The sequence below is a fragment of the Herbaspirillum autotrophicum genome, from assembly GCF_001189915.1.
Taxonomy (GTDB): domain Bacteria; phylum Pseudomonadota; class Gammaproteobacteria; order Burkholderiales; family Burkholderiaceae_D; genus Herbaspirillum; species Herbaspirillum autotrophicum.
This window is the reverse complement of the sequence record NZ_LFLS01000024.1, coordinates 15,275-35,576: the sequence shown is the minus strand read 5'-3', so window position 1 is coordinate 35,576 and position 20,302 is coordinate 15,275. Positions and strand designations below refer to the sequence as shown.

The following is a 20,302-nucleotide window of genomic DNA, read 5'->3' as shown; positions in this document are numbered from 1 at the left end:
ATTACTTAACGTCTTTCCAGTAGGAAGCGTTCAGACGCCAAGCCAGAAGCAGGAATACACCCAGGAACAGCAACACCCAGACTCCCAGACGCTTACGCGTATTTTGTGCAGGTTCGCCCATCCATTGCAAGTAGCCGACGAGGTCCGCAACTGCAACATCGTATTCGACAGCATTGAGCTTGCCAGGTTTCAATTGCTCGAAGCCTGCAAACTTGTGGACGGTCTTGCCTTCGTCATGCGGATCCTTCTCATCCACGAACCTGGCAGCACGGATACCTTGCAATTCCCACAACACGTGCGGCATGCCGACGTTCGGGAAAACCAGGTTGTTCCAGCCGGTAGGACGGGTATCGTCCTTGTAGTAAGTACGCAGGTAAGTATAGAGCCAGTCAGGACCGGAGCCATCGCCGGACGCCTTGGCGCGGGCAATCACGGACAGATCAGGCGGAACCGCACCGAACCACGCCTTGGCATCTTGCGGCAGCATGGTGGTTTTCATCAGGTCACCGACTTTTTCGCCGGTGAACAGCAGGTTGCTCTTGATCTGGTCTTCGGTCAGGCCGATGTCGCGCAGGCGGTTGTAACGCATGGCGGAAGCGGAGTGACAGTTCAGACAGTAATTGACAAACAGCTTGGCGCCATTTTGCAATGCAGAAACATCTTTGGTGCGATCCGGCGCATGATCCAGCGGGAACCCGCCTTCACTGGCATAAGCCAGCGCCGGCAGCAGCACGAGAGTCGCGATCAGTCTTTTCAGCAATTTCATGTTTTTCCTCTTTGCGGCTTAGTGCGGCTGATAAGTAACGCGGTCCGGTACAGGCTTGAACTTGCCCATGCCGCTCCACCAAGGCATCAACAGGAAGAAGCCGAAGTAGATGAACGTGCCGACCTGCGCAATGGCAGTACCGATCGCGGTCGGTGGTTGCACACCAAGGTAGCCGAGTACGACGAATGCAATCGCGAACACGATGTAGACATACTTGTGCCAGCTCGGACGATAGCGGATCGACTTGACTTGCGACTGATCCAGCCATGGCAGGCCACCAAGAATCATGACCGACACGCCCATCAGCACCACACCCCAGAACTTCGCATCGAACAGCAACATGCCGGCGATCACTGCCACGCCGACGACGATTGCCGCCAGCTTGAACTTGCCGCTGCGCTGGGACTTGATCAGGATCAGCGCCACATACGCTGCCACGCCTGCCATCAGCCAGACCATGAAGTCGGAAGTGGTGGCACGCAGAATCGAGTAGAACGGTGTGAAATACCAGACAGGAGCAATGTGCGGCGGCGTCTTGAGCGAATCGGCCGGCACGAAGTTGTTGTACTCCAGGAAGTAGCCACCCATTTCAGGCGCAAAGAACACGACTGCAGTGAACACGATCAGGAATACTGCAACGGCCATGATGTCATGCACCGAGTAGTATGGGTGGAATGGCACGCCGTCCAGCGGAACGCCGTTGGCATCCAGCTTTTCCTTGATTTCCACGCCGTCCGGATTGTTCGAACCGACTTCGTGCAACGCGATGATGTGCGCGACAACCAGACCAATCAGCACCAGCGGAATGGCGATCACGTGGAACGAGAAGAAGCGGTTCAGCGTTGCATCGGAAACCACGTAATCGCCGCGGATCCACAGCGACAGATCAGGACCGATGAAAGGAATCGCGCCGAACAGGTTAACGATAACCTGTGCGCCCCAGTAAGACATCTGGCCCCATGGCAGCAGATAGCCCATGAAGGCTTCGCCCATCAGGCACAGGAAGATTGCAACACCGAACAGCCACACCAGTTCGCGCGGCTTGCGGTAGGAACCGTAGAGCAGACCACGCACCATGTGCAGGTAGACCACGATGAAGAATGCCGATGCCCCGGTGGAGTGCATGTAGCGCACCAGCCAGCCCCAAGGTACATCACGCATGATGTATTCAACCGAAGCGAACGCCAGCGTGGCATCCGGCTTGTAGTGCATGACCAGGAAAATCCCTGTGACGATCTGAATCACCAGCACCAACAGGGCCAGCGAACCGAATGCGTACCAGAAATTGAAATTTTTTGGAGCGTAGTACTCGGAAAGATGTGCTTTCCAGGTGGAGGTCAGCGGGAAACGGGCATCAACCCAGTTCAGCGCCTTGGCCGAGACGGGAGCGTCCTTGGGCAATTTTTTTTCTTGAAATGCGGCCATGATTACGCCTCACCTTTCTCGTCTTTACCGATGACCAGCTTGGTGTCGCCTTCGAACATGTACCGAGGAACCTGGAGGTTGTCTGGGGACGGTTTGTTCTTGAAGACACGACCAGCAAGGTCGAATGTCGATCCGTGGCACGGGCACAGGAAACCGCCATGCCAGTCGTCCGGCAACGATGGTTGCGCACCGGTCTGAAATTTGGACGTTGGCGAGCAGCCCAGATGCGGACAGATACCGACGACGACCAGCAAGTCCTTCTTGATCGAACGCCATTCGTTCATTGCATATTCCGGCGTGGTCGAAAATTCGGTCCGTTTGGAATCCGGGTCGGCGCACTCGGCGTCTACCTTTTTGAGGGATTCCAGCATCTCTGGCGTACGCTTCAAGATCCAGACCGGTTTACCGCGCCACTCCACGGTTTTCATTTCGCCTGGCGCCAAAGTGGAAATATCCACTTCGACAGGCGCGCCTGCGGCTTTCGCGCGCTCGGACGGCTGGAACGTAGAGACAAAGGCCCCCGCAGTGGCTAATCCAGCCACACCGCCCGCCGCGCAAGTAGCGACGAGCAAACCACGTCGACCGGAATCGACCTGTTTTTCGTTACTCATACCAACCCCAATCAGTCAAAATACGGAAATTGCACGAAACTTCTAGCAACCTTAGATTATATCGAACCTCAGGAGTGATTTAAAGCGAATAAGTCTTGGAGGAACGCAATTTATGGAACTTTTTCGATTATTCAACCCCCACTCGCACGGACAGTGCCGCATTTCTCGCTAAATTGCCAGTAATTTACTTTTTTATCAAACCAAGATATAAATCGATACGTCAGTTTTGCAACACAGTACACAGATCAAGGAGAAGCACATGGGCATGATGCAGGAATTCAAAGCTTTCGCCGTCAAGGGCAACGTCGTCGACCTCGCCGTCGGTGTCATCATCGGTGCCGCGTTCGGCAAAATCGTCGAGTCGCTGGTGCAAGACATCATCATGCCGGTAGTGGGCAAGATTTTCGGCGGGCTCGATTTTGCCAATTATTATTGGCCGCTCAATGGGCAGAGCACGCAACTGACATTGGTCGAAGCGAAGAAGGCCGGCGCGGTTCTGGCCTATGGCAATTTCCTGACTATTTTGATCAACTTTCTGATCCTCGCCTTCATCATTTTTCAGATGGTGCGACTGATCAACAAGGCCCGCGATCTGGCGACCCCGCCGCCGGCGCCGGCAGCGCCGGCCGCTGATCCGGAAGACATTCAACTGCTGCGCGAAATCCGCGACTCCCTCAGGAAGTAACAGCGCACCGGCGGCCCGCAAGGCCGCCGGCACATTTCAGGGCGATGAGATCGCGGCGACAGAGTCAGACCGGATTGTCGACATCAATGAATTGATGGCGGATACCGAAATGATCCGCAAGATGCCGTCCCAGCGCCTGTACACCGTAGCGTTCGGTCGCGTGATGGCCGGCCGCGATATAGGCCACGCCGGTTTCGCGCGCCAAATGTACGGTCGGTTCGGATATTTCGCCACTGATATAAGCAGTCGCCCCGGCCGCAATTGCCTCACCGAGCATGCCCTGGGCGGCGCCGGTACACCAGCCGATCAGATCAACCGGTTGCTCAGGGTTCCCGATCAGTAATGGCTCCCGGCCCAACCGACGCTCAATCAGACGCGCCAGCTCACCAGCGGTCTTGATATTACTGGCAACCGCCGCCGTACCGAGCCAGCCCAGTTGATCATCCCCGAAGCGCCCGCTGGCTTCGAATCCCAGCTGACCGGCGAGTTGGGCGTTGTTGCCCATTTCCGGGTGACCATCCAGCGGCAAGTGATACGCCAGCAGATTGACATCGCCAGCCAGCAGCAATTTGAGGCGTTTATGCTTGATCCCGACCACGCGCGGATCTTCACCACGCCAGAAATAACCGTGATGCACCAGAATCGCATCGGCCTTTAAATCCAGTGCCGCTTCGATCAGCGCCAGACTGGCGGTAACGCCGCTGACCACCAGACCGATTGCGGGCCGCCCTTCCACCTGCAGCCCATTTGGGCAATAATCGCGATACTGTGCGATATTGAGCACTTGCGCGAGATATGCAACAACCTCATCCCTCTTGGCAATTTTCAGGGTCATCTTTCTTCCTCATTCTTATTTCACTATGCGACGTTTTTGGCTGTTATTTGCACAAACCGTAACTGTCGGCCTGGCAGTCTGGTTCATTGTAGCCACCTTGAAGCCCGATTGGACATCTGGCGCACTGAGCTCCCGTGTGCGCCCGGCCACCTCTTCGGTCCAGATGCAAGAAGCGGCGCCCGGCACGCAGGCCCCCGGCTCTTATCGCGGCGCGGCCAAACAGGCAATGCCGTCGGTGGTCAATATTTTCACGACCACCGAAGCACGCCCGCAAAAAAATCCATTCATGGATGATCCGTTCTTCAAGAAATTCTTCGGTGATCAGTTTGAAGACCAGCAGGATGACAAGCAATCGAGCCTCGGCTCCGGTGTGATCGTCAGTCCGCAAGGCTACATTCTGACCAACAACCACGTGGTGGAAGCCGCCGATGAAATCGAAGTGGCGTTGGCTGATGGTCGCAAGGCCTCGGCCAAAGTGGTGGGCACCGATCCGGAAACCGATCTCGCCGTGATCAAGATCAACCTGCCGAATCTGCCGGCCATCACGCTGGCGCAAGTTGATCAGGCAACGGTCGGTGATGTGGTGCTGGCAATCGGCAATCCGTTCGGCGTCGGCCAGACCGTGACCATGGGCATCATCTCGGCGCTGGGCCGCAATCATCTCGGCATCAACACCTTCGAGAACTTCATCCAGACCGATGCCGCCATCAATCCGGGCAATTCCGGTGGCGCACTGGTGGACACCAACGGCAATCTGCTCGGCGTCAACACGGCCATCTACTCGCGCACCGGCGGCAATATCGGTATCGGTTTTGCGATTCCGGTATCGACCGCCAAGAACGTGATGGAAGCCATCATCAATCATGGCCAGGTAGTGCGCGGCTGGATCGGTGTCGAACCACAGGACATCACGCCTGAACTGGCCGAAAGCTTTGGCTTGACCAAGAAAACCGGCGCCATCATCGCCGGCGTATTGAAGGGCGGCCCGGCTGACAAGGCTGGCCTGAAACCCGGCGACATCCTGATCAGCGTTGAAGGCAAGCCGGTGACCGATACCACCGAAATGCTGAACCTGATTGCGCAACTGACACCGGGCCAAAAAGCCAAGATGACGGTATTGCGCAAATCACAGGAAACCGTACTGGAAATTACTGTCGGCAAACGCCCGCCACTCAAACGCGATGACCGGGAGTAAACATGCACATTCGTGATCTGACCCAATATCTGGCAGAGCTGTCGGAAAACAATAATCGCGCCTGGTTTGTCATGAACAAGCCGCGTTACGATATCTTGCGTGCGGAATTTCTGGAGCTGGTGATCAAGCTGATCGCCGACATCAGCAAATTCGATCCGGCCGTAGCCGGCTGCAATCCGAAGAAGGCACTGTTCCGCATCAACCGGGATATGCGCTTCTCGCACGACAAGAGCCCTTACAAGACGCACTTCTCGGCGGCCATCACTGCCAGCGGTTTGAAAAAACCGAGTCAGGGTGGCGGTCCCGCTTACTATTTTCATATTGATGCGACAGGCACGCTGCTGGTTGCCGGCGGCGAGTATTTGCCGCCACCGGATCGCCTGCGCGCGGTACGGCGCCAGATCATTGCCGATGCTGCCGGCTTCAGCAAGGTGCTGAAGAACAAGACCATCAAAGATGGCTACGGCGGTTTGCAGGAAGAAGGCAAACTGTCGCGGCCGCCGAAAGGCTTCGACGCCGATAGTCCGCATCTGGAATACATCAAGCTCAAGAGCTTTATCGTCTGGAAAGAAAGCAGTCTGAAAAAGAAGATTCCGACTGACCTGTCAAAAGACTTGCTGGCAGGTTTCAAGGACAGTTATCCGCTGATCAAGTGGCTGCGACAAGTACCACTCAATCTGGACGAATAAGAACAGGCAGCAGCAGTACGGCAGGAATAACAGGAATAAGGCCGGCGGCCTTATTCCACCGTGCTTTTCACATCTTCCGGCGCCTTGGTGGCACGCGCAAAGATCGGTGCCACAAACAGGCCGACTTCATACAGCAGACACAAAGGCACAGCCAGCAGCAGTTGGCTCATGATGTCCGGCGGCGTCACTACCGCCGCAACCACAAACGCACCGACCACGACATACGGACGGATCTGCTTGAGCTTTTCAAGCGGCACCAGGCCCATGCGCACCAGCACGATCACGATGATCGGCACTTCGAACGTCATGCCGAACGCGAGGAACATGGTCAGCACAAAATCCACGTAGCTGTCGATATCCGGCGCGACCGACACCGACTTCGGCGCAAAGTTGTTGATGAACGGGAACACCACGCCGAACACGAAGAAATAACAGAACGCGACGCCGGCAATGAACAGCAGCGACGAGGAAATCACCAGCGGCGCAACCAGCTTCTTTTCATGCATGTACAGACCGGGAGCGACAAACGCCCACAGCTGATACAACACCCACGGCAAGGAAATGATGAACGCCACCAGCATGGTGACCTTGACCGGAATCAGGAATGGCGTGATCACACCAGTGGCAATCATTTTGCTGCCGGCAGGCAGTGCATGCATCATCGGACTGGCCAGCACGTCGAACAGGTGCGCGGCCCATGGCATCAGGCACAGGAAGATGATGATGATCGCGGCGGCCGACTTGACCACGCGACTGCGTAACTCGACCAGATGCGAAATGAAGGTATCTTCGCCACTGCCCGTTTTCTGTTCTTCAGCCATGGAGTTACTGCGAGAGAATGACGGCAAGCATGCCCATCATGATTGAAAAAAGCCAGCCGGCTTGCCGGTACCGGCAGGACGGTATTTGGCGACGCGCGCAGCGGCCGACATGACCCGCGTTTTGCGGCCGTTCTGATTCTTGTACCAGGAAGGCAGCGCCGAAGTGCGTGCCAGCTTCTTGCGCCGGAAATTCTTGGCCTTGATGCTCAGCGAAGCGGTACTCGGCGTCGTACTCCAACTGGTGGTGGGCGTATTGTTATCGCTCCACGTATCGTTGAAGGCTTGCTCGGTATCGGCCATGCCTTTGGAAATACTGTGCTCGACATCACTGGCGGCATCCTGGACGTCTTTTTGCATCTTGCGCAATTCGTCCAGTTCCATCTCGCGACTGACTTCCGTTTTGACGTCATTGATGTAGCGCTGTGCGCGGCCAAACAATGACCCGGCCATGCGCGCCACTTTCGGCAGACGCTCAGGACCGATCACGACCAGCGCCACGACGCCGATCAATGCAAGCTTGGTAAGACCGATATCAATCATGACAAGACTGGCTTATTGCCAAAGAACGTGACAAAGAACGGCGATGCACAGGCATCGCCCCGATCAGCACCATCAGTTGCCGGACTTTTCTTTGGACTGCACGTCGATGGTGGAGGATTCTTTGGCAACGGCATCCTTTTTTTCTTCTTCGCCCTTGACGCCATCCTTGAAGCCCTTGACGGCCTTGCCCAGATCAGAACCCATGTTACCGATTTTTTTGGTACCGAAAACCAGCGCCACAATTACCAATACGATCAACCAATGCCAAACACTGAACGAACCCATTTTTCTCTCCTAAGCGGACACGCATGTCCCGAATTCATGTTGCTCAACGCGAGCGATTACTGTTGCACGAACCTTACCCGCCATGGATGCGGGCCGCCGATCACGTGCATATGCAGATGGTACACCTCTTGACCGCCATCCGGGCCGGTATTGAACAGGGTCTTGAAACCGCCGCTCTTGTTGCCCTCGGCATCCTGTTGGAAATCACACCCTTGTTCTTTGGCCAGACGCGCCGCGAGCAGCGACATTTTACCCAATAAAGCGGCGTGCTTTTCCGTGCAATCGGACAAGGTGGCGACGTGCTCTTTCGGCACGATCAGGAAGTGCACCGGCGCGGCCGGATTGATATCGTGAAATGCGATGACGTCGTCGTCTTCGTAGAGCGCTTTCGACGGTATCTGCTTTGCTGCGATCTTGCAAAAAATACAGTTATCCAAAACCCTGTCTCCTCTCTTTTTTCTGCCGGCGCGGTCTTGTTATTGCGTCCGGTTTGCTTTTTCATCCAGGCCGGAAAGCCCTTCCCGTCTGGCCAGCTCATCCAGCACATCCTGTGGCTTCAAATCGAACTGCGCCAACAACACCATGGAATGAAACCACAGGTCCGCGCATTCGTAGAGCACTTTGGACTTGTCGCCATCAATGCGAGCATCCTTGGCCGCCATGACGGTTTCCGTCGCTTCTTCGCCGATTTTCTTCAAGATCGCATCGTCGCCCTTGGAAAACAGGCGCGCCACATACGATTTTTCCGGATCACCGCCGTTGACCAGCTTGCGCGATTCAATCACCTCGGCCAGACGGCGCAGAGTATCACTCATGGCGATACCTTGGCAGCCGTTTTACGGGTTTTCTTCGGCTTTTCTTCCTTGGCCGCCTCTTCCAGATCTTTGAGCACCGGCTCTACGGTAGTCCACTCGCCGTTTTCCGCACTGCCTTCGAATTTCTGGAAAAAACAGGAATGCCGACCGGTATGGCAAGCAATGCCGGCGACCTGCTCGACCTTGAGCAAGACCACGTCTTCGTCGCAGTCGAGACGAATTTCATGCACCTTCTGGAAGTGTCCGGACTCTTCACCCTTGTGCCACAATTTCTTGCGCGAGCGACTCCAGTAAACCGCTTCACCCGACTGCACTGTCCTGGCGAGCGCGTCGCGATTCATCCAGGCAAACATCAGCACGTCGTTCGAGCCGACTTCCTGTGCGATCACAGGCACCAGACCAACTTCGTCCCACTTCACTTTGTTCAGCCATTTTGCACTGATACTCATGCCAGCCTCATCGGTATGTTTTGTTCGGCCATAAAACGCTTTGCTTCCTGCACGGTATGTTGCCCGTAATGAAAAATACTGGCCGCCAACACCGCATCAGCCTTGCCCTGCTTGATGCCATCTGCCAGATCCTGCAAACCGCCAACCCCGCCTGACGCAATTACCGGAATCGATACGGCTTCCGAAACCGCGCGTGTCAGCGCCAGATCAAAGCCGCTGCGGGTGCCGTCGCGATCCATGCTGGTCAGCAAGATTTCGCCGGCGCCCAGATGTGCCATATGGCGCGCCCACTCCACCGCGTCCAGCCCGGTTGCCTTGCGGCCGCCGTGGGTAAACACTTCCCACTTGCCTTCACCGGTACGCTTGGCATCAATCGCCACCACGATGCATTGCGATCCGTATTTGCCGGCGGCATCCGCCACCAGTTGCGGATTGGTCACGGCCGAGGTGTTGATGCCGACCTTGTCCGCTCCGGCATTGAGCAGACGACGCACGTCTTCCACTTCACGCACGCCACCGCCGACCGTCAGCGGAATGAATACCTGCGATGCCACGGCTTCAATGATGTCGAGCAGCAAGCCGCGACCGTCGGAAGAGGCGGTGATGTCGAGAAACGTGATTTCATCGGCTCCCTGCTCGTCGTAACGACGCGCGATTTCAACCGGATCACCGGCGTCGCGCAGCTCGACGAAATTGACGCCTTTGACCACCCGTCCGGCAGTCACGTCAAGACAGGGAATGATGCGTTTTGCCAGGGTCATGGTTGTTCGCTGCCAGCGCCTTCCGCTTCTTCAGGGAGTTCGCTCAGCTCGTCGGCGCGTTCCTGCGCGGAGCTGAGATCAAGCGTTCCTTCGTAGATCGAACGGCCGCAAATGACGGCTTCGATGCCTTCATCCTGCACGGCGCAGAGTTCTTCCACATCCTTGATGCTGTGCACGCCGCCGGAGGCGATCACCGGAATCGATACCGCTTGCGCCAGACGTACTGTCGCTTCGATATTGACGCCACCCATCATGCCGTCGCGGCCGATGTCAGTATAGACAATCGATTCGCAGCCGTAGCCTTCAAACTTGCGCGCCAGATCGATCACTTCGTGACCGGACAACTTGCTCCAGCCATCGGTGGCTACCTTGCCGTCCCTGGCATCGAGGCCGACGATGATCTGACCGGGAAAGGCGCTGCATGCGTCATGCAGGAAGCCGGGATTCTTGACCGCCGCAGTACCGATGATGATGTAGGACAAGCCGTCGTCGAGATAACGCTCGATGGTATCGAGGTCGCGAATGCCGCCACCCAGTTGCACCGGAATTTCCTCGACATCGTTTTCCAGAGCGAACTCACGGACTGCCTTGAGGATGGCCTTGACGGCAGACTCATTCTTGGGCTTGCCGGCAAATGCGCCATTGAGATCGACCAGATGCAGGCGACGCGCGCCTTGCAACAGCCAATGCCGCGCCATCTCGGCCGGGTCTTGGGAAAATACGGTGGCTTGTTCCATATCGCCTTGTTTGAGGCGAACGCAATGACCGTCTTTCAGGTCGATGGCAGGTATGAGCAGCATGGCTACGTTAGTGACTTATCAGTAAAAAGAAAAAAGCAAGTCGGCGACAACTTACCAGTTAGACAACAATCAAGGCTTCCAGTGTACGAAATTTCGATACAACTGCAAACCCGCTGATGCACTCTTCTCAGGATGGAATTGCGTTGCAAAAATGTTATCGCGGGCCACTGCACAGGTGAAATCCTGGCCATACATGGTAGCGCCGACAGTCAGACCGGCCTCGGCCGGTTGCGCGTAATAGCTGTGTACGAAATAAAAGTAAGCCTGGTCGGCGATACCGTTCCACAGCGGGTGCGCAATGCATTGACGGACGCGGTTCCAGCCCATTTGCGGCACTTTGAAACGCGAACCATCCTCTTGCAGCATCCCGTCCAGCTGAAACTTCACCACCTTGCCGGGCAACAGCCCGAGGCCGGGCGTATTGCCTTCCTCGCTGCTGTCGAACAGCATCTGTTCACCTACGCAGACACCGAACAGCGGCTTGCTGCGTGCAGCTTCCAGTACCGCTTCCTGCACGCCCGATTCCCGCAGGCTGCGCATGCAATCAGGCATCGCGCCTTGTCCCGGCAGCACAATGCGATCAGCGGCGCGAATCTCGGCCACTTCACCGGAAATGCGCACATCCGCTTCCGGTGCAACATGGCGTAATGCCTGTGCGACCGAACGCAGATTGCCCATTCCGTAATCCACTACAACTATTTTATTCATATTGAAAACGCAAAGCGGAGTATCAATCTACACCATCCACGTGATTACAGGCTGCCTTTGGTGGAAGGAATCGTTCCTGCTGCACGGGGGTCAAGTTCTGTCGCCATGCGCAAGGCACGACCGAATGCTTTGAATACGGTTTCGCATTGATGATGCGCGTTGATGCCGCGCAGATTGTCGACATGCAGGGTGACCAGCGCATGATTGACAAAACCGTGGAAGAATTCGCTGGTGAGGTCAACGTCGAAGCTGCCGATCATCGAGCGGGTAAACGGAATATGGTATTCCAGACCCGGGCGGCCGGAGAAATCGATGACCACGCGCGACAGGGCTTCGTCCAGCGGCACGTAGGCGTGACCGTAGCGACGGATACCCTTTTTGTCGCCGATGGCCTTGGCGAATGCCTGGCCCAGCGTAATGCCGACATCTTCCACCGTGTGGTGAGCGTCGATATGCAAATCGCCCTTGGCCTCGATGTCCAGATCGATCAGGCCGTGACGGGCGATCTGATCCAGCATGTGATCGAGAAAAGGGACGCCGGTGTCCAGCTTTTGCTGGCCGGTACCGTCCAGATTGATCGCAACGCGAATTTGCGTCTCGTTGGTATTGCGGACGACTTCTGCAGTTCGTGGAGTAGACATGTTCAGGGTGAAACAGACATTACAAAAATGATTCCGGAACGGCTTCTTTCAAAGCCGCCAGAAACAAGGCGTTTTCTTGCGGTGTACTGACTGTAACCCGCAAGCAGTTTTGCAGCAATGGATGCATTTTACCGACATTTTTGACCAATACCTTACGTTGTAGCAGGCCGGCGAACACTTTATCGACATTTGGCATGCGCAACAGCAGGAAATTTGCCTCGGAGGGGAAAACCTCGACACCTGCTACCCCGCTCACAGCCTGCCTCAGCTGTTCTCTGGCGCGGCACAAGGCACTGGCCTGCACATCCAGTTCGGCGCGGTGGTCGAGCAGGAATTCTGCCGCGGCCTGTGTCAATACATTGATATTGTAAGGCGGGCGGACTTTGTCGAATTCCTGCAACAAGGCCGCATTGGCCGCCATGTAACCAAGCCTGATGCCGGCCAGTCCGAGTTTGGATACCGTGCGCATGACTACCAGATTATCGAATTCCGGCAGACGGCCCATGAAACTGTCGGAGGCGAATGGCTGATACGCCTCATCCACCACCACGATACCGCTGTTGCCAACGGCGCGGATGATGTCTTCCATGGCGGCAGCATCGAACAGCGTGCCGGTCGGATTATTCGGATAAGCCAGATAGGTGACGGCGGGTTGATGCTCGGCAATGGCGGCCAGCATGGCGTCACGATCCAGACTGAAATCGGGGCGCAATGGCACGCCGACGAACTCCAGTCCGGCAAACCCGGCCGATACCGCATACATCACGAATCCCGGCAACGGCGCCAGCACCTTGGCGCCCGGCTGTGCACAGGCGGTCGAGATGATGGAAATCAATTCATCCGAACCATTGCCCAGCAGCACATCAAAACCCGGCGGCACGCCAAATTGCACGCACAGCTTGTTTTTCAGCAGCGTATAGGACGGCACCGGATAGCGATTCAGCTCAGCCGCTGCCAGATGCTGCCCCAGCGCCTGGCGCAAGGCCGGTGGCAAGAGATACGGGTTTTCCATTGCATCCAGCTTGACCATGCCGCGTGCATCCGGCACCGGATAAGCGGACAGTGCCCGGATATCGGCACGGATAATACGTTCAACCAGTGACTGATTCATTTGGCGTGGCTTCCAGCTCTGCTAGTCGTTGTTCAATCAGCGCGCAATACGCCGAATTCAGTTCAAAACCGACGAACTGCCGGTCGCAGCGGCGCGCTGCTACTGCGGTAGTGCCGCTGCCCATGAACGGATCCAGCACCACCCCGCCCGGCGGACAGGATGCCTTGATCATGCGCTCAACAATCTCCAGCGGCTTCTGGGTCGGGTGATCAGCGCGCTCTTTGTGTTCGCGATGCAAACGCGAGACGCTCCATACATCTTTCGGGTTGTATCCCATCTCCAGCCATTTGGCACCGACGAAAATCGAGCGCGAGCGGGCCTTCTTGGTCACGGCGTCATAGGGAATGCGAATTGCATCGAGATCGAAATAGTAATCCTTGGCCTTGGCAAAAAAACCCACCGTATCGTGGACCGATGAGTATTTGCGCGTGGTGCCACCCATTGACGGCACCCGGCGATCCCAGATGATTTCGTTGAGCATGGTCATGCGCTGCTTGAGCATCACGAAAATCTCGGGCGAGTAACGCCAGGTCAGGAAAATGTACAGACTGCCGTTCGGTTTCAGCTTGGGCAGCGCGGCGTCAATCCATTGCTCGGTCCAGCGCAGATAATCCTGCATGTCGAGCTTGTCGGAGTCGTTACCGTAATCCTTGCCCAATCCGTATGGCGGATCGGCGATCAGCAAGTCAATCGCGCCATCGGGAATACGCGCCAGTCCCTGCAGCGCATCTTCGCAATAGACTTGATTGCGCCAGCTCATGGCCGCGACGGTAACGCGATGTCGTTCATTTCAGCCGCAACTCTGCCGAGCGCGCGTGCGCTTGCAAGCCCTCGCCGTAGGCCAGCTCGGCGGCGATCTTGCCGAGTGTCTGGGCGCCGGCTTCACTGACCTGAATCATGCTGGAACGCTTTTGGAAATCGTAGACACCGAGTGGCGACGAAAAGCGCGCAGTGCGCGAAGTCGGCAACACGTGATTCGGTCCGGCACAATAATCGCCCAACGCTTCGGATGAAAAGCGGCCCAGGAACATGGCGCCGGCATGACGAATGCGGTCGGCCCACTGTTGCGGATTTTCGGTGGAAATTTCCAGATGCTCGGCCGCGATTGAATTGGCGATGTCGCACGCCTCTTCCATATCGCGCACCTTGATCAGTGCACCGCGATTCGTCAGCGACGTGCGAATCACATCCTTGCGCGGCATGCCATCCAGCAACTGATTGATGCTGGCTTCAACCCGGGCAATGTAACCAGCATCCGGGCACAGCAATATCGATTGTGCCAGCTCATCGTGTTCGGCTTGCGAAAACAGATCCATCGCGATCCAGTCAGGATCGGTGGTGCCGTCGCAGATCACCAGAATCTCGGACGGTCCGGCAATCATGTCGATGCCAACCGTGCCGAAGACGCGGCGCTTGGCGGCCGCCACGTATGCGTTCCCGGGACCGACGATCTTGTCTACCTGAGGAATGCTGGCAGTGCCATAGGCCAGCGCACCAACCGCTTGCGCACCGCCAATGGTAAATACCCGGTCAACGCCGGCAATCGCTGCCGCCGCCAACACCAATTCGTTTTGCACGCCGTCCGGCGTCGGCACCACCATGATGACTTCCTGCACCCCGGCCACTTTGGCGGGAATCGCATTCATCAATACCGACGACGGATAGGCGGCTTTGCCGCCCGGCACATAAATGCCGACGCGATCCAGCGGTGTGACTTTTTGACCCAGCACCGTGCCATCGGCTTCGGTGTAGAGAAAACCATCAGAGCCGCATTCCTTCTTTTGCCGCTCGTGATAAGCGCGCACCCGGTCGGCTGCCGTCTGCAATGCCTGACGACGTACCGGCGACAATTGCGCCAGTGCGGCCAGCAAGGCATCGCGTCCGATTTCCAGCGCCGTCACCGCAGCAACATCGAGCCGGTCAAAGCGCTTGGTGTACTCCAGCACGGCATCGTCGCCACGGGTTTTGACAGCGGCCAGAATCGCCGCCGCAGCGCGATCGATGGCTTCGTCTTCACTGGCTTCAAAAGCCAGCACGGCCGACAACTGCCGGTCAAAACCGGCGGTCGAGGAATCAAGTTTTCTGATGCTTATGCTCATGTTGTCACCTATGCCGCCTGCGAGGCTCTTTCGAAGGCTTCCAATATCGGTTGCAGACGTTCGCGCTTGAGTTTCAGCGCGGCCTGATTGACCACCAGACGCGATGAAATTTCCATGATGTGCTCGACTTCCACCAGCTTGTTGGCGCGCAAGGTGCCGCCGGTGCTGACCAGATCGACAATGGCGTCGGACAGGCCAACCAGCGGGCCCAGTTCCATCGAGCCATACAGCTTGATCAAGTCGACGTGCACACCCTTGGCCGCGAAATGCTCACGCGCGGTGTTGACATACTTGGTCACCACCCGCAGGCGCGCACCCTGGCGCACCGCGCTGGCGTAGTCGAAACCATCCTGCACCGCCACCGACAAACGGCACTTGGCGATATGCAGATCGATCGGCTGATACAGTCCTTCGCCGCCATGTTCCAGCAACACGTCCTTGCCCGCCACACCGAAATCGGCCGCGCCATATTGCACGTAGGTCGGCACGTCCGACGCCCGCACGATGATCACGCGCACGGCCGGATCGTTGGTTTGCAAAATCAGTTTGCGCGAGGTTTCCGGATCTTCGGTCACGACGATGCCGGCAGCTTTGAGCAGCGGCAGCGTTTCTTCAAAAATGCGGCCCTTGGAGAGCGCGAGGGTGAGTTGCTGGGTCATGGTTTTCAGTACAACAGATTATTTAACGCGTTCAATATCAGCACCGACCGACGACAACTTGACTTCCATCCGGTCGTAACCGCGGTCCAGATGGTAGATACGCTCGATCAGCGTTTCGCCTTGGGCGGCCAGACCGGCAATCACCAGTGAAGCCGACGCGCGCAAGTCGGTTGCCATCACCGGCGCGCCGATGAACTTGTCGACGCCGGTAATGATCGCGGTATTGCCTTCGATATCGATGGCAGCGCCGAGACGATTCAATTCCTGCACGTGCATGAAGCGATTTTCAAAAATCGTTTCGGTCACGCGGCTGGTGCCGTCAGCGATACAGTTGAGCGCCATGAATTGCGCCTGCATGTCGGTCGGGAAACCCGGATATTCGGTAGTACGGAAATTGACCGCTTTCGGCCGCGCCGCCATCTGCACGCGGATCCAGTCATCGCCGGAAGTCAGGATCACGCCGGCTTCGCGCAACTTGTCGAGCGCCGCATCAAGGAAGTTGCTGCGCGTATTCTTCAGTGTCACATCGCCGCCGACCGCTGCCACGGCGCACAGGAACGTACCGGTTTCAATACGGTCGGCAACTACGGCATGGCTGGCGCCGTGCAGTTTGTCCACGCCTTGCACCACCAGATGATCACTGCCGATGCCTTCGATCCTGGCGCCCATGGCGACCAGCAGATTGGCCAGGTCGGCCACTTCCGGTTCGCGCGCCGCATTTTCCAGCACCGTTTCGCCATCGGCCAATACTGCTGCCATCAGCAGGTTTTCGGTACCGGTGACGGTGATCATGTCAGTCACGATGCGGGCACCCTTGAGGCGCTTGGCCTTGGCATGAATGTAACCGGCTTCGATCGTGATCTCGGCGCCCATCGCCTGCAAACCCTTGATGTGCTGATCAACCGGCCGCGAACCGATGGCGCAGCCGCCCGGCAGCGATACCTTGGCTTCACCGAAACGCGCCAGCAATGGACCGAGTACCAGAATCGATGCGCGCATGGTCTTGACCAGCTCGTACGGTGCTTCCAGTTTGGTGATGTCGCCGCCGTTGAGGGTGACGCGGTCGCCGTCTTCAGTGACGCGCAAACCCATCTGCCGCATCAGCTTCAGGATGGTCGACACATCCTGCAAATGCGGAATGTTCGACAGTTGCAGATCATCGGCCGTCAGCAGACCTGCGCACAGAATCGGCAATGCCGCATTCTTGGCGCCGGAAATGGTGATTTCACCGGAGAGGCGCTTGCCGCCGCGAATTAAAAGCTTGTCCATTGAAAGTATCTGCCTTATTTCTGAAATTCTTCTGGGGTCAGCGTCTTCATCGACAGCGCATGAATTTCTTCACGCATGCGGTCGCCAAGCGCGGCATACACCAGTTGATGACGCTGGATCGGACGCTTGCCCGCAAACGCGGAAGAGACGATCACGGCAGTGAAATGCTGGCCATCGCCTTCAACTTCGACATGCGAACATTCAAGACCGGCAGCAATATAATTTTTTACGAGTTCGGGTGTGGGTAGCATCATGCGGCTCTTCACAAGGGTGAATCAATGCGCGCCGGAGCGCAACTTATAGCCACTCTTCAGCATGCGCACCGCAAGGGTCGACAACACGATGAAGAAGATGGCAACAATCGAGAAACTCAGCAACGGATCAATATCGGACTGGCCGAAAAAGCCGTAGCGGAAACCATCGATCATATAAAAAAACGGGTTGAAATGCGACACCGCCTGCCAGAACGGCGGCAGCGAGTGGATCGAATAAAAGACACCGGCCAGGAAGGTCAGCGGCACGATCAGGAAATTCTGGAACGCGGCCAGCTGGTCGAATTTTTCTGCCCAGATACCGGCGATCAGGCCCATCGTGCCGAGAATCGCTGCGCCCAGCAGCGCGAAGATCACAATCCACCATGGCGCGACAAAACTCAGGTGGCCGAACCATGCCGTCACGACAAACACCCCGGCGCCGACCAGCAAACCACGCACCACGGCCGCCAGCACATAGCCGCCGAACAGTTCCCAGTGCGACAGCGGCGTCAGCAACACGAACACCAGATTGCCGGTAATTTTGGATTGAATCAGCGACGATGAGCTGTTGGCGAATGCATTTTGCAACACGCTCATCATCACCAGCCCAGGCACCAGAAAGCCGGTGTATTGCACGCCCGGATAAACCTGTACGTGGTTTTCCAGCACATGGCCGAAGATCAGCAAATACAACATGGCCGTCATGATCGGCGCTGTCACGGTCTGTGTTGCGACCTTCCAGAAACGCAACACTTCCTTATAAAACAAAGTCTGAAAACCGGTCATTTGGCACCTTCCATGATCTGGATGAAAACATCTTCCAGATCGGCTTGCTGCAACTGCATGTCTTCAATCACCGCGCCCGCTTGCCGCAATTGCGACAGGATCGGTTCGACGTCGTTATAGTCAGTGACACGCAAGGTATATTTCAGACCGGACAACAATTCTTCCGGATGCGTCACCAGCGGCCGCAGACTGTCCGGCAGACTGCCCTGCTTCAGCCGCAGTACCAGTTGCGAACCGGAGATGCGGCGGATCAGCGCTTCCGTCGAATCGAGCGCCACCACCTTGCCGAACTTCAGCATGGCGATCCGGTTGCACAAGGCTTGCGCCTCTTCCAGATAGTGTGTGGTCAGGACAATCGTATGCCCTTCGCGATTGAGACGACCGACGAATTTCCACAAGGTTTGCCGCAACTCGACATCGACACCGGCGGTCGGCTCATCAAGGACAATCACCGGCGGCTTGTGCACCAGCGCCTGCGCCACCAGCACGCGGCGCTTCATGCCGCCCGACAGCGCGCGCATATTGGTATCGGCCTTGTTGGTCAGATCCAGGTTGTCCATCACCTCATCGATCCACTTGTCATTGTTCTTCAGGCCGAAGTAGCCTGATTGCATGCGCAAGGTTTCACGGACGGTAAAGAACGGATCGAACACCAGTTCTTGCGGCACCACACCGAGCTTGGTGCGGGCAGCGCGATAATCGTTGACGACATCATGCCCATGAATCGAGACCGAACCCGAGTCAGCGCGGTTCAGGCCGGCAATGATGGAAATCAATGTGGTTTTGCCGGCACCGTTAGGGCCGAGCAAGCCGAAAAACTCGCCTTCCTCAATGGAAAGCGAGACACCGCCCAGTGCCTGCAAGGACTGATAGCGTTTTTCGACGTTGTTAATCTGTAATGCAGCCATGGATTCGTTGGTGCGTTGTCTGGACGCAAGCCGGGAAATGGTTCATTGCACCGCTGGGCCTCTGGAGCAGCCTGTACGTGCGGCGAAACGTTTGATTATATGGGATTTCCGCGCTCAGGGTCGGAAAGGGGAAGACGAGTTGACTGCGATCAGTCGGCGCGAGGATCAGTGATGTCGGCTGGTGGCGAGAATTTGCGCATTGAGCAATGGCGTTACGCCGTACAGCTCGGCCAGACTTTGCAGATTGGCCGGCAGCGTACCGAAATCGAGCGTACGGCCGGCGGCCTTGGCTGCCCGCTGCCACGCCAGCAAGGTTGCTACCGCAGATGAATCGACGGTCGCGACCTCGCTCAGATCAATCGTTGCCTGACCGGCTGCGATTGCACGCAAACCGGCTTCCAGTATGGCACTGGCATTGTCCACGGTAAGCGATACGCTGGGCTTGAACATGAAGAGGTCGCGATCCTGAAATTATTTCTTGGCCGAAGAACGTGATGCCAGTTGCTTGTTCTTGTCTGTCAGCGTCTTGATCAGCCCATCGATGCCACCCTTGCTGATTTCGCTGGCGAAAGTACCCTTGTAGGCTTCGACCAGCCAGGCACCCATGACATTGACGTCAAACATTTTCCAGCCGGTTGGCAATTTTTCCAGACGATAGTTGAGCTGGATCGGCTCGCCGCGCGATTGAATCACTTGCGAGCGCACTTCCACTTCGGTATCGGCAGGATCTGCACGCAATGGCTTGAATTCGATCTTCTGATCGCGCACTTGCGACAAGGCACCCGAATAGGTGTAAATCAGCAGACTGCGGAATTGGGTGATCAGTTGCTTTTGCTGATCCGGAGTCGCCTGACGCCAGTAACGGCCAGCCGCCAGCGAAGTCATGCGTTCGAAGTCAACGTAAGGAATGATTTTCTGTTCCACCAGCGCAATGATCTGGCTGATGTTGCCGCTCTGAATGTCCTTGTCGTTCTTGGCCGCATCCAGTACTTCCTGGCTGATGCGCTTGACCAGTGCATCCGGTGCTTCCTGCGCCGATGCGGCACTGGCAAAGCTCAAGGCGGAGACCGACAGAACCACGGCGAGTAATTTAGTAAGCATTTTCATATTCTACTGATCCATTCATTAATAGCTGCTGCCACGACCAACCGCACCGGCACGCCACAGAATGCGGCATTAATGGATTATAT

27 protein-coding genes are annotated in these 20,302 nt (G+C 56.7%); 3 read left to right on the top strand and 24 right to left on the bottom strand.

The genetic code is table 11. The annotated features are described in order from the left end of the window. Window position 1: 1 nt before the first annotated feature. From AKL27_RS18000 to petA, 3 genes are read right to left on the bottom strand one after another with little or no spacing between them, the layout of a single operon-like run. Window positions 2–766 carry a cytochrome c1 gene (locus tag AKL27_RS18000; protein WP_050464238.1) on the bottom strand — a complete coding sequence of 255 codons (765 nt, stop codon included), beginning with the start codon at window positions 764–766 and terminating at the stop codon, window positions 2–4. A gap of 18 nt (window positions 767–784) precedes the next feature. Further along, complete coding sequence (locus tag AKL27_RS17995) at window positions 785–2,191, bottom strand: cytochrome b (RefSeq protein ID WP_050464237.1); 1,407 nt, start codon at window positions 2,189–2,191, stop codon at window positions 785–787. Window positions 2,192–2,193: 2 nt separating this feature from the next. Continuing rightward, a complete protein-coding gene (gene petA, locus AKL27_RS17990; protein ID WP_050464236.1) occupies window positions 2,194–2,802 on the bottom strand; it encodes a ubiquinol-cytochrome c reductase iron-sulfur subunit in 609 nt (202 codons plus the stop codon). Window positions 2,803–3,061: 259 nt separating this feature from the next. Here petA and mscL point away from each other — a divergent pair, with 259 nt between their 5' ends. Beyond that, on the top strand, window positions 3,062–3,487 hold the full coding sequence (gene mscL / locus AKL27_RS17985; RefSeq protein WP_050464235.1) for a large conductance mechanosensitive channel protein MscL: 426 nt from the start codon (window positions 3,062–3,064) through the stop codon (window positions 3,485–3,487). A 64-nt stretch (window positions 3,488–3,551) separates the two neighbouring features. Here the strand turns inward: mscL and AKL27_RS17980 are convergent, their stop codons facing one another. Continuing rightward, a complete protein-coding gene (locus AKL27_RS17980; RefSeq protein ID WP_050464234.1) occupies window positions 3,552–4,322 on the bottom strand; it encodes a Nif3-like dinuclear metal center hexameric protein in 771 nt (256 codons plus the stop codon). Between the two features lie 25 nt (window positions 4,323–4,347). Here AKL27_RS17980 and AKL27_RS17975 point away from each other — a divergent pair, with 25 nt between their 5' ends. Next, window positions 4,348–5,517, top strand: coding sequence for a Do family serine endopeptidase (locus tag AKL27_RS17975; RefSeq protein ID WP_050464233.1), 1,170 nt, complete (start codon window positions 4,348–4,350; stop codon window positions 5,515–5,517). Between the two features lie 2 nt (window positions 5,518–5,519). Further along, window positions 5,520–6,206: a DUF2461 domain-containing protein gene (locus AKL27_RS17970; protein ID WP_050464232.1), complete on the top strand. Its 687-nt coding sequence runs from the start codon at window positions 5,520–5,522 to the stop codon at window positions 6,204–6,206. A gap of 50 nt (window positions 6,207–6,256) precedes the next feature. Here AKL27_RS17970 and tatC read toward each other — a convergent pair whose 3' ends face one another. The 20 genes from tatC to AKL27_RS17870 form a co-directional block, all read right to left on the bottom strand. Beyond that, complete coding sequence (gene tatC, locus AKL27_RS17965) at window positions 6,257–7,027, bottom strand: twin-arginine translocase subunit TatC (protein ID WP_050464231.1); 771 nt, start codon at window positions 7,025–7,027, stop codon at window positions 6,257–6,259. A 36-nt stretch (window positions 7,028–7,063) separates the two neighbouring features. After that, the gene (gene tatB, locus AKL27_RS17960; RefSeq protein WP_050464230.1) at window positions 7,064–7,567 is read right to left on the bottom strand and encodes a Sec-independent protein translocase protein TatB; all 504 of its coding nucleotides are present in this window, start codon (window positions 7,565–7,567) and stop codon (window positions 7,064–7,066) included. A 72-nt stretch (window positions 7,568–7,639) separates the two neighbouring features. Further along, the gene (gene tatA / locus AKL27_RS17955) at window positions 7,640–7,852 is read right to left on the bottom strand and encodes a Sec-independent protein translocase subunit TatA (RefSeq protein WP_050464229.1); all 213 of its coding nucleotides are present in this window, start codon (window positions 7,850–7,852) and stop codon (window positions 7,640–7,642) included. Between the two features lie 56 nt (window positions 7,853–7,908). Continuing rightward, the gene (locus tag AKL27_RS17950; protein ID WP_050464228.1) at window positions 7,909–8,289 is read right to left on the bottom strand and encodes a histidine triad nucleotide-binding protein; all 381 of its coding nucleotides are present in this window, start codon (window positions 8,287–8,289) and stop codon (window positions 7,909–7,911) included. Window positions 8,290–8,328: 39 nt separating this feature from the next. Then, complete coding sequence (locus AKL27_RS17945; RefSeq protein ID WP_050464227.1) at window positions 8,329–8,667, bottom strand: phosphoribosyl-ATP diphosphatase; 339 nt, start codon at window positions 8,665–8,667, stop codon at window positions 8,329–8,331. Next, on the bottom strand, window positions 8,664–9,116 hold the full coding sequence (gene hisI, locus AKL27_RS17940) for a phosphoribosyl-AMP cyclohydrolase (RefSeq protein WP_050464226.1): 453 nt from the start codon (window positions 9,114–9,116) through the stop codon (window positions 8,664–8,666). Before hisI ends, AKL27_RS17945 begins: the two co-directional genes overlap by 4 nt. Beyond that, entirely contained in the window at window positions 9,113–9,877 is a 765-nt protein-coding gene (gene hisF / locus AKL27_RS17935) for an imidazole glycerol phosphate synthase subunit HisF (protein ID WP_050464225.1), read from the bottom strand. Before hisF ends, hisI begins: the two co-directional genes overlap by 4 nt. Then, entirely contained in the window at window positions 9,874–10,677 is an 804-nt protein-coding gene (gene hisA / locus AKL27_RS17930) for a 1-(5-phosphoribosyl)-5-[(5-phosphoribosylamino)methylideneamino]imidazole-4-carboxamide isomerase (RefSeq protein WP_050464224.1), read from the bottom strand. The genes hisF and hisA overlap by 4 nt, the downstream gene beginning before the upstream one ends. 69 nt (window positions 10,678–10,746) lie before the next feature. Further along, window positions 10,747–11,385, bottom strand: a complete 639-nt coding sequence (gene hisH, locus AKL27_RS17925; RefSeq protein ID WP_083439133.1) for an imidazole glycerol phosphate synthase subunit HisH — start codon at window positions 11,383–11,385, stop codon at window positions 10,747–10,749. A gap of 44 nt (window positions 11,386–11,429) precedes the next feature. Then, entirely contained in the window at window positions 11,430–12,026 is a 597-nt protein-coding gene (hisB, locus tag AKL27_RS17920) for an imidazoleglycerol-phosphate dehydratase HisB (RefSeq protein WP_050464222.1), read from the bottom strand. A 19-nt stretch (window positions 12,027–12,045) separates the two neighbouring features. Further along, window positions 12,046–13,137 (bottom strand): histidinol-phosphate transaminase, encoded by a 1,092-nt coding sequence (gene hisC, locus AKL27_RS17915; protein WP_050464221.1) that lies wholly within the window; start codon window positions 13,135–13,137, stop codon window positions 12,046–12,048. Next, a complete protein-coding gene (locus tag AKL27_RS17910) occupies window positions 13,118–13,897 on the bottom strand; it encodes a DNA-methyltransferase (RefSeq protein WP_050464220.1) in 780 nt (259 codons plus the stop codon). Before AKL27_RS17910 ends, hisC begins: the two co-directional genes overlap by 20 nt. A 25-nt stretch (window positions 13,898–13,922) precedes the next feature. Beyond that, a complete protein-coding gene (gene hisD / locus AKL27_RS17905; RefSeq protein ID WP_050464219.1) occupies window positions 13,923–15,236 on the bottom strand; it encodes a histidinol dehydrogenase in 1,314 nt (437 codons plus the stop codon). An 8-nt stretch (window positions 15,237–15,244) separates the two neighbouring features. Beyond that, a complete protein-coding gene (gene hisG / locus AKL27_RS17900) occupies window positions 15,245–15,895 on the bottom strand; it encodes an ATP phosphoribosyltransferase (RefSeq protein WP_050464218.1) in 651 nt (216 codons plus the stop codon). A gap of 18 nt (window positions 15,896–15,913) precedes the next feature. Beyond that, a complete protein-coding gene (murA, locus tag AKL27_RS17895) occupies window positions 15,914–17,164 on the bottom strand; it encodes a UDP-N-acetylglucosamine 1-carboxyvinyltransferase (RefSeq protein WP_050464217.1) in 1,251 nt (416 codons plus the stop codon). 14 nt (window positions 17,165–17,178) lie between these two features. Then, on the bottom strand, window positions 17,179–17,415 hold the full coding sequence (locus tag AKL27_RS17890; RefSeq protein ID WP_050464289.1) for a BolA family protein: 237 nt from the start codon (window positions 17,413–17,415) through the stop codon (window positions 17,179–17,181). Window positions 17,416–17,439: 24 nt separating this feature from the next. After that, the gene (locus tag AKL27_RS17885) at window positions 17,440–18,204 is read right to left on the bottom strand and encodes an ABC transporter permease (RefSeq protein WP_050464216.1); all 765 of its coding nucleotides are present in this window, start codon (window positions 18,202–18,204) and stop codon (window positions 17,440–17,442) included. Beyond that, the gene (locus tag AKL27_RS17880) at window positions 18,201–19,112 is read right to left on the bottom strand and encodes an ABC transporter ATP-binding protein (protein ID WP_050464215.1); all 912 of its coding nucleotides are present in this window, start codon (window positions 19,110–19,112) and stop codon (window positions 18,201–18,203) included. The genes AKL27_RS17885 and AKL27_RS17880 overlap by 4 nt, the downstream gene beginning before the upstream one ends. A gap of 165 nt (window positions 19,113–19,277) precedes the next feature. Beyond that, window positions 19,278–19,562 carry an STAS domain-containing protein gene (locus AKL27_RS17875; RefSeq protein WP_050464214.1) on the bottom strand — a complete coding sequence of 95 codons (285 nt, stop codon included), beginning with the start codon at window positions 19,560–19,562 and terminating at the stop codon, window positions 19,278–19,280. A gap of 21 nt (window positions 19,563–19,583) precedes the next feature. Beyond that, the gene (locus AKL27_RS17870; RefSeq protein ID WP_050464213.1) at window positions 19,584–20,219 is read right to left on the bottom strand and encodes an MlaC/ttg2D family ABC transporter substrate-binding protein; all 636 of its coding nucleotides are present in this window, start codon (window positions 20,217–20,219) and stop codon (window positions 19,584–19,586) included. Between the last annotated feature and the right edge of the window lie 83 nt (window positions 20,220–20,302).

Excerpts from the sequence above, each read along its gene's own strand:
- AKL27_RS17870 (WP_050464213.1), bottom strand. The coding sequence starts at position 20,219 with ATGAAAATGCTTACTAAATTACTCGCCGTGGTTCTGTCGGTCTCCGCC.
- hisA (WP_050464224.1), bottom strand. The coding sequence starts at position 10,677 with ATGCTGCTCATACCTGCCATCGACCTGAAAGACGGTCATTGCGTTCGC.
- AKL27_RS17995 (WP_050464237.1), bottom strand. The coding sequence starts at position 2,191 with ATGGCCGCATTTCAAGAAAAAAAATTGCCCAAGGACGCTCCCGTCTCG.
- AKL27_RS17945 (WP_050464227.1), bottom strand. The coding sequence starts at position 8,667 with ATGAGTGATACTCTGCGCCGTCTGGCCGAGGTGATTGAATCGCGCAAG.
- AKL27_RS17880 (WP_050464215.1), bottom strand. The coding sequence starts at position 19,112 with ATGGCTGCATTACAGATTAACAACGTCGAAAAACGCTATCAGTCCTTG.
- AKL27_RS17980 (WP_050464234.1), bottom strand. The coding sequence starts at position 4,322 with ATGACCCTGAAAATTGCCAAGAGGGATGAGGTTGTTGCATATCTCGCG.
- petA (WP_050464236.1), bottom strand. The coding sequence starts at position 2,802 with ATGAGTAACGAAAAACAGGTCGATTCCGGTCGACGTGGTTTGCTCGTC.
- murA (WP_050464217.1), bottom strand. The coding sequence starts at position 17,164 with ATGGACAAGCTTTTAATTCGCGGCGGCAAGCGCCTCTCCGGTGAAATC.
- AKL27_RS17885 (WP_050464216.1), bottom strand. The coding sequence starts at position 18,204 with ATGACCGGTTTTCAGACTTTGTTTTATAAGGAAGTGTTGCGTTTCTGG.
- AKL27_RS17890 (WP_050464289.1), bottom strand. The coding sequence starts at position 17,415 with ATGCTACCCACACCCGAACTCGTAAAAAATTATATTGCTGCCGGTCTT.
- AKL27_RS17970 (WP_050464232.1), top strand. The coding sequence starts at position 5,520 with ATGCACATTCGTGATCTGACCCAATATCTGGCAGAGCTGTCGGAAAAC.
- hisG (WP_050464218.1), bottom strand. The coding sequence starts at position 15,895 with ATGACCCAGCAACTCACCCTCGCGCTCTCCAAGGGCCGCATTTTTGAA.
- hisC (WP_050464221.1), bottom strand. The coding sequence starts at position 13,137 with ATGAATCAGTCACTGGTTGAACGTATTATCCGTGCCGATATCCGGGCA.
- hisB (WP_050464222.1), bottom strand. The coding sequence starts at position 12,026 with ATGTCTACTCCACGAACTGCAGAAGTCGTCCGCAATACCAACGAGACG.
- AKL27_RS17975 (WP_050464233.1), top strand. The coding sequence starts at position 4,348 with ATGCGACGTTTTTGGCTGTTATTTGCACAAACCGTAACTGTCGGCCTG.
- hisH (WP_083439133.1), bottom strand. The coding sequence starts at position 11,385 with ATGAATAAAATAGTTGTAGTGGATTACGGAATGGGCAATCTGCGTTCG.
- tatC (WP_050464231.1), bottom strand. The coding sequence starts at position 7,027 with ATGGCTGAAGAACAGAAAACGGGCAGTGGCGAAGATACCTTCATTTCG.
- hisD (WP_050464219.1), bottom strand. The coding sequence starts at position 15,236 with ATGAGCATAAGCATCAGAAAACTTGATTCCTCGACCGCCGGTTTTGAC.
- tatB (WP_050464230.1), bottom strand. The coding sequence starts at position 7,567 with ATGATTGATATCGGTCTTACCAAGCTTGCATTGATCGGCGTCGTGGCG.
- AKL27_RS18000 (WP_050464238.1), bottom strand. The coding sequence starts at position 766 with ATGAAATTGCTGAAAAGACTGATCGCGACTCTCGTGCTGCTGCCGGCG.
- hisI (WP_050464226.1), bottom strand. The coding sequence starts at position 9,116 with ATGAGTATCAGTGCAAAATGGCTGAACAAAGTGAAGTGGGACGAAGTT.
- AKL27_RS17875 (WP_050464214.1), bottom strand. The coding sequence starts at position 19,562 with ATGTTCAAGCCCAGCGTATCGCTTACCGTGGACAATGCCAGTGCCATA.
- mscL (WP_050464235.1), top strand. The coding sequence starts at position 3,062 with ATGGGCATGATGCAGGAATTCAAAGCTTTCGCCGTCAAGGGCAACGTC.
- tatA (WP_050464229.1), bottom strand. The coding sequence starts at position 7,852 with ATGGGTTCGTTCAGTGTTTGGCATTGGTTGATCGTATTGGTAATTGTG.
- AKL27_RS17910 (WP_050464220.1), bottom strand. The coding sequence starts at position 13,897 with ATGAGCTGGCGCAATCAAGTCTATTGCGAAGATGCGCTGCAGGGACTG.
- hisF (WP_050464225.1), bottom strand. The coding sequence starts at position 9,877 with ATGACCCTGGCAAAACGCATCATTCCCTGTCTTGACGTGACTGCCGGA.